At 60.2% G+C, this 13410-nt stretch carries 10 protein-coding genes; 1 reads left to right on the top strand and 9 read right to left on the bottom strand.

What is annotated here, in order from left to right; translation table 11 throughout:
* Window positions 1–27: 27 nt before the first annotated feature.
* The 9 genes from kdsA to dapA all read right to left on the bottom strand — a co-directional run bounded on the left by kdsA (window position 28) and on the right by dapA (window position 12679).
* A complete protein-coding gene (gene kdsA, locus AR306_RS04100; protein WP_101496287.1) occupies window positions 28–873 on the bottom strand; it encodes a 3-deoxy-8-phosphooctulonate synthase in 846 nt (281 codons plus the stop codon).
* Window positions 870–2498: a CTP synthase gene (locus AR306_RS04095; protein WP_101496286.1), complete on the bottom strand. Its 1629-nt coding sequence runs from the start codon at window positions 2496–2498 to the stop codon at window positions 870–872. The genes kdsA and AR306_RS04095 overlap by 4 nt, the downstream gene beginning before the upstream one ends.
* A gap of 238 nt (window positions 2499–2736) precedes the next feature.
* A complete protein-coding gene (locus AR306_RS04090) occupies window positions 2737–3321 on the bottom strand; it encodes a cysteine hydrolase family protein (RefSeq protein ID WP_101496285.1) in 585 nt (194 codons plus the stop codon).
* 117 nt (window positions 3322–3438) lie between these two features.
* A complete protein-coding gene (gene tilS, locus AR306_RS04085) occupies window positions 3439–4734 on the bottom strand; it encodes a tRNA lysidine(34) synthetase TilS (RefSeq protein ID WP_101496284.1) in 1296 nt (431 codons plus the stop codon).
* Window positions 4735–4806: 72 nt separating this feature from the next.
* Window positions 4807–5763 carry an acetyl-CoA carboxylase carboxyl transferase subunit alpha gene (gene accA, locus AR306_RS04080; RefSeq protein ID WP_101496283.1) on the bottom strand — a complete coding sequence of 319 codons (957 nt, stop codon included), beginning with the start codon at window positions 5761–5763 and terminating at the stop codon, window positions 4807–4809.
* Between the two features lie 93 nt (window positions 5764–5856).
* Window positions 5857–9378 carry a DNA polymerase III subunit alpha gene (gene dnaE / locus AR306_RS04075; RefSeq protein ID WP_101496282.1) on the bottom strand — a complete coding sequence of 1174 codons (3522 nt, stop codon included), beginning with the start codon at window positions 9376–9378 and terminating at the stop codon, window positions 5857–5859.
* 254 nt (window positions 9379–9632) lie between these two features.
* Window positions 9633–10505 carry a phosphoribosylaminoimidazolesuccinocarboxamide synthase gene (locus AR306_RS04070; protein ID WP_101496281.1) on the bottom strand — a complete coding sequence of 291 codons (873 nt, stop codon included), beginning with the start codon at window positions 10503–10505 and terminating at the stop codon, window positions 9633–9635.
* 192 nt (window positions 10506–10697) lie between these two features.
* Window positions 10698–11786 carry an outer membrane protein assembly factor BamC gene (gene bamC, locus AR306_RS04065; protein ID WP_101496280.1) on the bottom strand — a complete coding sequence of 363 codons (1089 nt, stop codon included), beginning with the start codon at window positions 11784–11786 and terminating at the stop codon, window positions 10698–10700.
* Window positions 11787–11800: 14 nt separating this feature from the next.
* Entirely contained in the window at window positions 11801–12679 is an 879-nt protein-coding gene (gene dapA / locus AR306_RS04060) for a 4-hydroxy-tetrahydrodipicolinate synthase (protein WP_101496279.1), read from the bottom strand.
* Window positions 12680–12843: 164 nt separating this feature from the next.
* Between dapA and AR306_RS04055 the strand changes: the two genes are divergently transcribed.
* Window positions 12844–13401, top strand: coding sequence for a glycine cleavage system protein R (locus AR306_RS04055; protein WP_101496278.1), 558 nt, complete (start codon window positions 12844–12846; stop codon window positions 13399–13401).
* Window positions 13402–13410: the final 9 nt, after the last annotated feature.

Genomic DNA, 13410 nt, shown 5'->3' with positions numbered 1-13410 from the left:
GGGCAGGAATACTCCGTTGTTTTGCAATTAAGCAGTTTCGATTACAGAAAAACTTTTTACCAGGTCATCCAGCTGCTTGAGCTGGCGCAGGAAGGGTTCGAGCTTGTCCAGACGCAGGGCGCAGGGGCCGTCACACTTGGCATTGTCCGGATCGGGGTGGGCTTCGAGGAACAGGCCGGCCAGCCCCTGGCTCATGCCGGCACGGGCCAGTTCGGTCACCTGGGCACGGCGGCCACCGGCCGAATCAGCGCGGCCACCCGGCATCTGCAGGGAATGGGTCACATCGAAGAACACCGGGTAGTTGAACTGCTTCATGATGCCGAAGCCGAGCATGTCCACCACCAGGTTGTTGTAGCCGAAGGAGCTGCCGCGCTCGCAGAGGATCAGCTGCTCGTTGCCGGCCTCTTCACACTTGGTCAGGATGTGACGCATCTCTTGCGGGGCGAGAAACTGGGCCTTCTTGATGTTGATGACGGCATCGGTTTTCGCCATTGCCACCACCAGATCGGTCTGGCGCGACAGGAAGGCCGGCAGCTGGATGATGTCACAGACCTCGGCCACCGGAGCGGCCTGGTATGGCTCGTGCACATCGGTGATCACCGGCACATTGAAGGTTTTTTTCACTTCCTCGAAGATTTTCAGTCCTTCATCCAGCCCGGGGCCACGGAAGGAGTTGATCGAGGAGCGGTTGGCCTTGTCGAAGCTGGCCTTGAACACATAGGGAATGCCGAGCTTTTCGGTGACTCGGACATATTCTTCACAAGCCTGCATGGCCAGATCGCGTGACTCCAGCACGTTAATGCCGCCAAACAGGACAAAGGGCTTGTCATTGCTGATGTCTATGTTGCCGACGCGAATGGTTTTCTGGCTCATGCCTTCTTTTCTCCGTGATACTGCAAGGCCGCGCGGACAAAGCTGCTGAACAGCGGATGACCGTCACGCGGGGTCGAGGTGAATTCGGGGTGGAACTGGCAGGCGACAAACCATGGATGATCGGCGATCTCGACTGCCTCGACCAGGTGCCCGTCTTCCGACCAGGACGACACCTGCAAACCGGCCTGCTGCAGGGGTTCAAGCAAGGTTCCGTTGACTTCATAGCGGTGACGGTGACGCTCTTCAATTTCGCTGGCACCATAGCTTTGCGCCAGCTTGCTGCCTGCCTCCAGACGGCACAGCTGAGCACCCAGACGCATGCCGGCGCCCAGTTCGTCATCGGCTGCACCGGGACGTCTGACCTGGCTCTGCCACTCGTTGAGCAGGCCAACCACCGGATAGGGGCTGTCCTTGTCGAACTCGGTGGAGTTGGCTCCGGCCCAGCCCAGCACGTTACGGGCGTATTCGATAACCACCACCTGCATGCCCAGGCAGATACCCAGATAAGGAATCCGGTTTTCACGGGCAAACTGAACGGTCTTGATCTTGCCTTCCACACCGCGCAGGCCAAAGCCGCCCGGCACCAGGATGGCGTCAACATCTTCCAGCACACCGGTACCCCGGGTTTCGATGTCTTCGGAGTCGATATAGCGCAAATTGACCCGGGTATCGGTATGGATACCGGCATGGCTCATGGCCTCGATCAATGACTTGTAGGCATCGAGCAGCTCCATGTACTTGCCGACCATGGCAATGGTGATTTCGTGTTTCGGATTGAGTTTGGCCTCGATCACCCGGTCCCATTCGCCCAGGTCAGCGGTATCCGCCTCCATGCCGAAGCGTTCCAGTACGATGTCATCCACGCCCTGGGCATGCAGCACGCCGGGAATCTTGTAGATGGTGTCAACGTCCTGCAGGCTGATCACCGCCCGCTCCTCGACGTTGGTGAACAGGGCAATCTTGCGGCGTGAGCCCAGATCGATGTTGACCTCGGAGCGGCAGACCAGAATGTCCGGCTGCAGGCCGATGGAGCGCAATTCTTTTACCGAATGCTGGGTCGGCTTGGTTTTGGTCTCGCCGGCGGTGGCGATATAGGGCACCAGGGTCAGGTGCATCAGCATCGCGCGCTTGGCACCCACTTCCACCCGCAACTGGCGAATGGCTTCCAGAAACGGCTGAGACTCGATATCGCCGACGGTACCGCCAATCTCGATCAGGGCGATATCGGCATCGCCGGCACCTTTGATGATGCGGCGCTTGATCTCGTTGGTGATATGGGGAATGACCTGAATGGTGGCACCCAAGTAGTCGCCACGGCGCTCACGGCGCAGGACTTCCTCATACACCTTGCCGGTGGTGAAGCTGTTATCGCGGGTCATGCGGGTGCGCACGAAACGTTCATAATGGCCCAGATCGAGGTCGGTTTCGGCACCATCGTGGGTGACAAAAACCTCGCCATGCTGAAACGGGCTCATGTTGCCCGGATCCACGTTGATGTAGGGATCGAGCTTCATCATGGTGATTTTCAGACCGCGCGCCTCGAGGATGGCGGCCAGGGAGGCAGCGGCGATGCCTTTGCCCAATGAAGAAACAACACCGCCGGTGACGAAGATATAGCGCGTCATAAAAAACCCTGGAAATATGCAATGCAGGCGGTTGTCCGCCCGGAAAATTAACGTGCCTGCCCTGCAACCTGCGGTTGCAGTCACCCCCAAACAAGCATCCAGGGCCAGCCACTCAGACGGGTGACTAGTTTACGCTAAAGGAGTGGTTGACTCAATTCAAAGATCAGTGAAGCACTGTACCTGTGATAATGGCACGCTGGCCCATTCGGCTGGCCAGCGCACCTCTTGCCGGTTGTCTTCAGGCATTCAGGGCCGCGACGTCTGCCACCACGGTGGCAAAAAAATCTGCCAGTGCCGCCAGCTCCTGCTGGTGCAGAAAATCCGCATCTGGTGCTCCCGGCAATGGCCGCGTGGCGCAGGCCGCTCCCACCACGGTGCTCTGGTAGCCCAAATCCTTGGCGGCACGCACGGTGGCACTGACACACATGTGCGTCATGTATCCGCAAACAATCAGCGCCTTGCGTCCCGTGGCATCGACTGCCTGCTGCAACGCGCTACCGGCAAAGGCATTGGGCAGCGGCTTGTCGATCACTGCTTCGCCAGCCTGCGGAGTCAGCTCGGTAAAAATCTGCCCGCGCTCCCCTTCCGGATCAAACAGGTAGCCGGGCACGCCGATATGGCGTACGTGGATGACCGGCGCGCCACTGGCACGCGCCTGTTCCAGCAGCTGCAGAATCTGTGCGGCAGCCGGCTCTACACCGGGCAGCTTCATGTCGCCCATGCGGTATTCATTCTGGGCGTCAATGATCACCAGGACGGCTTCAGCCCATGTGGCGGGCGGGTGTGCGCTACCGGTCAGTTCAAACAGGGTTGGCAGGCTCATGCTGTATCTCCTTTTGTATGGCAAGTGATTGTGCATTCTGGAAAAGCCGGTGGTCGCCGGCAAGCATTCGGCACGCGGACGATACCAAAGCCAGTTCCGACAACACCAAAGTCGGTATCAGCGCGGCGGAATCCAGTCCGCTTCCAGCCCGACAAATGCAGCGGATCTGAGCTCGGGCAATCCGGCCACAGCCACCAGCTGCCCGTCGGCAAACAGCAACGGCAGGCGGTTGCGCAAAAAAACCGGCACCTGCCGTTCCTGCAACAATCGCTTGAGATCGCGCCGGCCACGACCCGGCAAGTCCAGCTGCTCGCCGCCCTGGCGATAACCCGCGCGCAGCGACCCGGCGTGCAAGCCGGCCACCTGCAACACGCCATTACCGGGCAGCCGGTACCGGCCATTGGCAACCTGCGGTAAATCCGGATCAGCCGGGACCTGTTGCCAGTGCTTCGGCAGCCAGTACAGTCGCCGGCCATGGCGTACCAGCGCCCCGTCCTGCAGCTGCCACAGTGGCTGCGCGTCGGCTCCGGCCTGCAGCAAGGCTTGCCAGCCGGCCCAGTGAGCGCTATCCGGCGGCAGGGTCTTGTCGCGCAACCAGAAGCGGATCAGGTTGATCTGCCGGGCTGTGGACAGGGCTCGGACACAGTCCAGGTCCAGACATTCGAGCGTCAGCCAGTCCGGCTGCGCCTGTCGCCGCGCCTGTTGCAGGTCGATGGCGGCCAGCTCGTCCAGCAGCCCCTGCGCTTCGCGCATGTGCGCCGCAGTTCGTTGCAAAACGGTATCCAGCCCCGGCCAGCGCCGTCGCAATCCGGGCATGACGCGGTTGCGCAAGAAATTACGGTCATGGATGTCGGAGCGGTTGCTCGGATCGTCAATCCAGCTCAAATCATGCTGACGGGCATACTCCTCCAGCTGACGACGCGGCACCTGCAACAACGGCCGCAGCAGCAGTCCGCACCCCAGCGGCCGGGTACCCGGCATGCCCTGCAAACCGGTCACGCCGCTGCCTCGCAGCAAGCGCAGCAACAGGGTTTCTGCCTGGTCATCCTGATGTTGTGCCAGCAACAGCACTTCGCCCGGCTCAAGCTGCCCGGCAAGGGCGGCATAGCGGGCATCCCGCGCTGCCTGTTCGGTGCTGGCAGCATTGCCAACCTGTACGAAAACGGCCTGAAAAGGTACTGCCAGCTGCTCGCATTGCATCCGGCAATGATCGGGCCAGTCATCCGCCACCGCCTGCAGGCCATGGTGAACATGCACGGCACGCAATGGCGGACAGGCATACTGGCGGCAGAGCGCAGCCAGCACATGCAGCAGTACGGCGGAATCCAGCCCGCCGGAGAAAGCCAGACACCAGCCGGGGGCGCCAACGTGCTCCTGCAACTCCCGGTACACCTTCTGCTGGAGATTTGTCATGGTGCCAGACAGACAAAAGGCCGCCGCAACCTGCTGGGGTCGCGGCGGCCTTGTTGATGCATCCGTGGCTGATCAGTCGTCACTGAGACCAAAGCTCATCAGCTTCTGGTAACGCTGTTCAAGCAGCTCGCTGCTGCCCAGCCCGGTCAGTTCGGCCAGCTGGGTGCTCAGGGTTTTGCGGATCTGGGCCGCCATCTGCGCCAGGTCCCGGTGCGCACCGCCAAGCGGCTCGTTAATGACCTGATCCACAATGCCCAGGCCGGCCAGTCGCTCGGCGGTAATGCCCATGGCCTCGGCTGCTTCCGGGGCCTTTTCGGCGCTGCGCCACAGGATCGAGGCACAGCCTTCCGGCGAAATCACCGCATAGGTGGAGTACTGCAGCATGTTGAGACGGTCGCAAACACCAATGGCCAGTGCTCCACCGGAGCCGCCCTCGCCAATTACGGTGGCGATGATCGGGGTTTTCAGACGGGACATCACACGCAGGTTCCAGGCAATCGCTTCGCTCTGGCCGCGCTCTTCGGCGTCGATACCGGGGTAGGCACCGGGGGTGTCGATGAAGGTCAGGATCGGCAGCTTGAAGCGCTCGGCCATTTCCATCAGGCGGCAGGCCTTGCGGTAGCCTTCCGGACGCGGCATGCCGAAGTTGCGACGTACCTTCTCGCGTACTTCACGGCCCTTCTGGTGGCCGATGACCATGACCGGAATGCCTTCAAAGCGGGCAATGCCGCCGACAATCGCGGCATCATCGGCAAAGTGACGGTCGCCATGCAACTCTTCGAATTCGGTAAACAGGTACTCGATATAGTCCAGTGTATAGGGGCGCTGCGGATGGCGTGCCATCCGCGCCACCTGCCAGCTGTCCAGATCGGAAAAGATGTTCTTGGTCAGGGTCCTGTTTTTTTCTTCCAGCCGGGAAATTTCGTCGCTGATGTTCAGGTCGTTGTCGCTACCCACCAGTCGCAGCTCTTCAATCTTCGCCTGCAGGTCAGCGATGGGCTGTTCAAAATCAAGAAAGTTCGGGTTCATGTAATGTCCAACTCTGTTTGTGACCCGCTGCTCATCAGGGGTCCCTTGCATCAGCGGCAACCGGATTCCGGTCTGCCACTGCGGTTAAAATCGTTAGCGATAATTCAAAAAGACGTTGTCGCGGCCGAACAGGTCACGCAATGCCTGAATCAGGCCATCGGCCGGCTCCACCTGCCAGGCATCACCCAGCTGCAAGCAGGCCCGTGCCTGCTCGCCACTGTACTCGAGGCTGACCGGGCAGCCGCCGCGAAACTGTTGCAACAGGGTACGCATCTGTTCGAGCCGGCCATCCGCCAGGGATTGCACATCCAGCTTCAGGCGCAGGCTTTCGGCCAGGCTGGTACGGGCTTCCTCCAGCCCCATGACACGTCTGGCCCTGAATCTTAACCCACCGGAGAAGTCGTCATGACTGACTTCGCCCTCAACTACAACCAAGGTATCAGTCTGCAACAAGCCATGGGCCTGATTGAAGGCTTCGGCAAACAGGGAGGCCTCGATCCGGCCAGAGCGGTCATCCAGCGTGATGAAAGCCATCTTGTCACCTTTCTTGTTGCGCATGACACGCTGCGCAACAATCAGCCCGGCCACGGTCTGCGCGTCACGCGACGGACGCAGGTCGACGATTTTCTGCCGGGCAAAGCGACGCACTTCCTGTTCGTATTCGTCAATCGGGTGACCGGTCAGGTACAGGCCAAGAGTGTCTTTCTCGCCTTTCAGCCGCTCCTTCAGGGTCAGCGGCCGCGCATTGCGGTACTGGGCATAGGCATCTTCCTCGGCGGCGGCAAACAGGCCGCCAAACAGGTCCATGCTGCCGCTTTCGCGGTCACGCGCTGCCTGGCCGGCGGCCTGAATGGCCTCTTCCATCGCGGCAAACAGGGTCGCTCGGTTGCGGTCAATACCGGCCTGATAGTCTTTAACGTCCTCGGCAAAGAATGGCCCCAGCCGGTCCAGCGCACCGCTGGCCACCAACGCGTGCAGGGTGCGCTTGTTGATCCGTTTCAGATCAACCCGGGCACAGAAATCAAACAGATCACTGAACGCCTCGCCTTCCTGCCTGGCCTCGACAATCGCCTCGACCGGCCCTTCACCCACGCCCTTGATCGCTCCCAGGCCATAGACCACCTCGCCATTGGGGTTGACACCAAACTTGAATGCCGAGCAGTTGACATCCGGCGCGACGATGCGCAGCTTCATGTCACGGCATTCTTCGATCAGGGTTACCACCTTGTCGGTGTTGTCCATGTCCGCCGAGAGCACTGCTGCCATGAATTCAGCCGGGTAGTGTTTTTTCAGCCAGGCAGTCTGGTAGGAGACCAGCCCGTAGGCCGCCGAGTGCGATTTGTTGAAACCGTAACCGGCAAACTTTTCCACCAGATCGAAGATGTTGCCCGCCAGATCGGCGCTGATATTATTCTTTTCACAGCCTTCAACAAACAGACCACGCTGCTGGGCCATTTCCTCGGGCTTCTTCTTGCCCATGGCGCGGCGCAGCATGTCGGCACCACCCAACGTGTAGCCGGCCATTACCTGGGCAATCTGCATCACCTGTTCCTGATACAGGATAATGCCATAGGTAGGTGCCAGCACCGGCTTGAGCCCTTCATACTGGTAGTCAGGGTGCGGATAGGCCAGCTCGGCACGGCCATGCTTGCGGTTGATAAAGTCATCCACCATGCCGGACTGCAACGGACCGGGGCGGAACAGTGCGACCAGGGCAATCAGGTCTTCCAGGCAGTCAGGCTTGAGCTTCTTGATCAGCTCTTTCATGCCGCGCGATTCAAGCTGGAACACCGCCGTGGTTTCGGCCCGTTGCAGCAGCTGGTAGGTCGGCTTGTCATCCAGCGGAATGAAATCGATATTCAGCGGTTCTTCGCCACTTTTGGCGCGGGTGGCGTTGATGGTTTCCAGCGCCCACTTGATGATGGTCAGGGTGCGCAAACCGAGGAAGTCGAACTTGACCAGCCCGGCGGCCTCCACGTCATCCTTGTCGAACTGGGTCACCAGCCCGCCGCCATCCTCGTCACAGAGGGTGGCGGAAAAATCGGTCAGCTTGGTTGGTGCGATCACCACACCACCGGCATGCTTGCCGGTACCCCGGGTCACGCCTTCAAGCTTGAGGGCCATTTCCCAGATTTCGGCGGCTTCTTCGTCGTTCTTCAGGAAATCGCGCAACTGCTCTTCGGACTCGTACGCCTTTTCCAGCGTCATGCCGACCTCAAAGGGAATCATCTTCGACAGGCGGTCGGCCAACCCGTAGGACTTGCCCTGTACCCGTGCCACATCACGCACCACCGCCTTGGCCGCCATGGTGCCGAAGGTGACGATCTGGCTCACCGCCTGGCGGCCGTAGGTATCGGCCACATAGTCGATCACGCTATCGCGGCCGTCCATACAGAAGTCAACGTCAAAGTCGGGCATGGATACCCGCTCGGGGTTGAGGAAGCGCTCGAACAGCAGGTCGTACTGCAGCGGATCCAGATCGGTGATTTTCAGCACGTAGGCGACCAGTGAGCCGGCACCCGAGCCTCGGCCCGGACCCACCGGTACGCCGTTGTTCTTGGCCCACTTGATGAAGTCCATCACGATCAGGAAGTAACCGGGAAAGCCCATCTGGATGATGATATCCAGTTCGAACTTGAGCCGGTCCAGATAGACCTGTTTCTTGCTGTCGTAGTCCGGCGTATCCGGCGGCAGCACCACGGCCAGACGCTCTTCCAGCCCTTCATGGGACACATGGCGGAAGTATTCGTCCATGGTCATGCCTTCCGGCACCGGGAAGTCCGGCAGGAAGTGCGTACCCAGCTGAACCTCGATGTTGCAGCGACGGGCGATTGCCACGGTATTGGCCAGTGCTTCAGGGATATCCTCGAACAGCTCGGCCATTTCTTCCGGCGTTTTCAGGTATTGCTGGTCGGAATAAATGCGCGGGCGGCGCGGATCATCCAGCACCCGACCCTCTCCGATGCAGACGCGGGTTTCGTGGGCCTCAAAATCCTCCTGGCGCAGGAAGCGCACATCGTTGGTCGCCACCACCGGCACCTGCAAACGGCTGGCCAGCTCCATGGCGGCATGCACATGTTCCTCGTCTCCGGCTCTGGAAGTGCGCTGCAGTTCCAGATAGAAGCGCTGCGGAAACAGCTGTTGCCAGAACTCCAGCAACTGCTCTGCCCGCTGCAAGTCACCGCTGAGCAGCGCTTGGCCGATTTCGCCTTCCCGGGCACCGGACAGGGCAATCAGCCCTTCGGCCGCCTCGGCAATCCACTCGCGCTGCAGCACCGAAATGCCATGATGCTGTCCTTCACCCCAGCCACGGGAAATCAGCTCGGTCAGGTTGCGATAACCTTGTGCATCCATGGCCAACAGCGTCATGCGCGACACCGGGCCGTCCGGATCTTCGCTGGCCAGCCAGATATCGGCACCGCAGATGGGCTTGATGCCACCGGAACGGGCGGCCTTGTAGAACTTGACCAGGGCAAACAGGTTGCTCTGGTCGGTGATTGCCACCGCCGGCATGCCGGCTGCTTCCAGTGCCTTAACCATGGGTTTGATGCGGACCAGACCGTCCACCAGTGAGAACTCACTGTGTACCCGCAAGTGGACGAACGAAGCTGCCATGGATCTGTTTCTCCCCCGAAAAATAAATTCCCACACGCGTGGACGGTTTGACTTTCAATAAGTGCCACCAGATTCGCACAGATAGCACTGTTATCTGACGGTATCTCACACTGTCCGAATAAATTCAGACCTACATGCGTGTCAGGGCAACCCCAACCCGAACCCGGAATGCCCCTAAACCGTAGGTGCGAATGCATTCGCACAGCAGGCTCTGCTATCTGGCGCTATCCCTCACTGCCCGAATAAATTCGGACCTACATGCGTGTCAGGCGTTCCAGTGCCTCACGGTATTTGGCCGCGGTCAGCTCGATCACATCCTGCGGCACCTGTGGTGCCGGCGCTTCCTTGTTCCAGCCGCTGTTTTCCAGCCAGTTACGGATGATCTGCTTGTCGAAGCTGGGCGGGTTGGTGCCTTCGGCGTACTGGTCAGCCGGCCAGAAACGGCTGGAATCCGGTGTCAGCACCTCGTCCATCAGGGTCAGGGTGCCGTCCTCGTCCAGCCCGAACTCGAACTTGGTATCAGCAATGATGATGCCCTTGCCCAACGCATATTCTGCTGCTGCCCGGTACAGGCGGATGGAGGCATCCCGCACCTTGGCAGCCAGCTCGCTGCCGATGATCTCTTCACAGCGGGCATAGGAGATGTTTTCGTCGTGATCACCCACTTCCGCCTTGGTGGAGGGTGTAAAGATCGGCTCCGGCAAACGCGAAGCTTCCTGCAGTCCGGCCGGCAGCGGAATGCCGCAAACAGTGCCACTGGCCTGATACTCCTTCCAGCCGGAACCGACCAGATAGCCGCGCACGATGGCCTCTACCGGCACCGGCTGCAGACGTTTGACCACCACCGCCCGGCCCTCAACCAGTGGCAGCTCGGCTGCCGGTACCACATCTTCGACCCGGTCACCGGTGAAGTGATCCGGCACGATGCCCCTGAGCTGCCCGAACCAGAAATTGGAAACGGCAGTCAGTACCTGGCCCTTGCCGGGAATGGGCTGGTCCAGAATCACGTCAAACGCCGACAGGCGGTCACTGGCCACCATCAGCATGCGTTTGGCATCAATTTCGTACAGGTCGCGGACCTTGCCGGAGTAGATGTTTTTCAGACTCAGGGGAGACGGTGTGCTCATGGCATCATCCTGTGAAATTTGAATAAAAAACAGGCGAAACCGGTTCGCCTGACATGTACTGTTGCATGATGATGAAGACGGCCGGTCCTGCCGGCAAAGCCGCCCGTCATCACTGACAGAACCGGAACAGCCCGCTACCTGTACCGGCAGCGGGCATATCTGCTTCTGTGTGAAGTGCGCAGCGCATCCTGGTCAGTTCAGGTGCGGCCGGATCGCATTCAGGATGCGGTTGGTGGTGGCAACATCAGCCAGTTGCCCCGGCTCGCGCTCGACACCAACGAATACCTGACGGCTGATCTGTGTCAGCTTGACCCGGTACTGCTGGTCGGAGGCCTTGCGCTCAAGGCTCTTTTTCGAGCTGAACATGCGCTTGAAGAAGCCGGGGGCTTTCTGTTCCGCCTTGCGACCAAGATCGACAAAATACACCGCCTGGCTACGGTCCACGTCATCCACGTAGATACCCGCAGCACTCAACGCCCGCCCGACACCCGACCAGGCCTGCTCCAGGCCGGCATCCAGGCGCAGTACCTGCAGCCCGCCCTCGCCCGCCTCGATCAGGGCTACGCGGCGCGGAGCATCATAGTTCTTGCTGGCCAGCAGCGAGTAGCTTTGTCCCTGGCTGCCCGCCTGATTGTAGAAGCGCTCGAGACCGGCCAGTGCCAACCCTGCTTCGGGGGCACTCTTGCCCGCACTCCAGCCCGACTCCCGGCTGCCCTTGCGGCTGGCCGCATCGACAAAGATCTCGCTGGTATTGCGCTGAACCCCCGGCTCGATGCGAACCCGGAAACGGGAGTCATGGCTCTTGCCCAGCCCGAGGGTCTCGCGGGTCCCCTCCGCAATGGATGCCGCCGGCAACCATGCGGTGGTGAATTCGCCGACATGCGGACGCTCTTCATCAACCGTATAGCCCAGCTCCTCGAAATACGCCTGGGTCATGTTCCACATCTGGGCCGGAATGCGCTGCGCCAGAATCCAGCTTTGCTCGCTGCTGCGCTGAATGGAAAAATCACCTTCCAGCATGGCCTGATTGACCGCATGCGGCCGCTGCACCACTGCTTCGCGATTACCGGAAATATCGGCAACATGGCCGGGAACCGGTAACAACGGGTCCAGAGGCTTGCTTTCCGTTCCCTCCGGCACCTGCATCGGCGGCAGCATTCGTGCATCGAGGTAATCGTTGCCACGATCACGAAAATAACCCTTGTCACCCCACAACCAGCTGCATCCGCTCAGGCTGGTCAGTCCGGCCAGCACCAGTGCCGCTCCTGCAATCCGCTTCATGCATTACCCTCGATTCAGTTCAGGATGCCGGTCTGGCGCATGGCCTGCCGTACAGTTTCATGGCAGGACTCGCTCAGCCAGGTCAGCGGCAAGCGGATACCCTGGTCGATCAGGCCCATCTGCTGCAAAGCCCACTTGACCGGAATCGGGTTGGCTTCGATGAACAGCTTTTCATGCAGCGGCATCAGGCGCTCATTCAGGGCCCGGGCTTCGTCAGCCTTGCCGGCCATGGCCAGATCGCACAGTTCTTTCATCAGGCGCGGGGCTACGTTGGCAGTGACCGAAATATTGCCCTTGCCGCCATTGAGCATCAGCTCCCAGGCAGTGGCGTCATCGCCGGAATACACCAGAAAATCATCCGGACAGGCGGCAATCACCTGACGGCCACGCTCGACATTACCGGTCGCTTCCTTGATACCGATGATGTTGTCAACCAGCGCCAGGCGGCCAACTGTTTCCGGCAGCATGTCGCACACGGTACGTCCCGGCACGTTATACAGGATCTGTGGAATATCAACCGTCTCGGCAATTTTCCTGAAATGCTGATACAGGCCTTCCTGGGTAGGCTTGTTGTAATAGGGAGTGACCAGCAAGCAGGCATCCGCGCCGACATTCCTGGCATTCTGGGTCAGCTCGATCGCTTCGCGGGTGCAGTTGGCGCCGGTACCGGCAATTACCGGAATCTGGCCGTTGACCAGTTTGACAACCCGGCGGATGACCTCGACATGCTCCTGGACATTCAGAGTGGCGGACTCGCCGCTGGTGCCCACGGCGACAATTGCATCTGTGCCTTCCTGCAGGTGAAACGCGACCAGTTTTTCCAGTGCCTGCCAATCCAGCCCGCCTTCTGCATCCATGGGTGTGACCAGCGCCACCATACTGCCTGCAATCATGACATTACTCCTGCCAGGAAAAAATAAAACAGGGGTTAATGTTACTGACGCCACACAGCTTGCACAAGCATTGTCGCCCGCCTTTACCATTCCACTTGTGCGGCATTTTGGTTACCCTAAGCATTTTCCGGCCTGCTCAGGCCCCCACCGGACAGGAGAGCCTGATGTCAGCCCCGTTACCCCGCGAACAGAATGTATTGATCAGCGCCCTGGGCAAGAACGCCCCGGCACTGACCCTGCTGCTGTGTCGTGCCTGTCAGGACAGCCGTTGCAGCATCATCAGCAGCCGCCTGACCCAGCATGGCGACTACAGCGCCCTGGTCGTGCAGGCCGGCGGCAGCTGGGATGCACTGGCCCGGCTGGAGTCGGCACTTGAGGTGCTGGGCAACCGGCAGGACATCATGCTGTCCTGCACCCGCACCAGTGCCGACAGTCCGGCGCAGCCCGGCCTGCCCTACGTGGTCTATGTCAGCGCCCTGCACCAGCCGGATACGCTGACCGAGCTGTGCCAGTTCTTTACCGACCATGGCATCACCCTGAACAATATCGTGTACGACAGCTATCCGGCACCCCAGACAGGCACGCGCATGATCAATGCCACCATCACCCTGTCACTGCCGGTAAACACACAAATCAGCTGGTTGCGCGACCACTTTCTAGAGTTTGCCGACCTGCTCAACCTGGACGCCCTGATCGAACCCTGGCGTCCACAGTCACCCTGAGGTACCCCC

Source organism: Thiopseudomonas denitrificans, assembly GCF_002866065.1.
GTDB classification, from domain to species: Bacteria; Pseudomonadota; Gammaproteobacteria; order Pseudomonadales; family Pseudomonadaceae; genus Thiopseudomonas; species Thiopseudomonas denitrificans.
The sequence above is the reverse complement of the archived record's forward strand: the minus strand, read 5'-3'. Positions and strand labels throughout refer to the sequence as shown.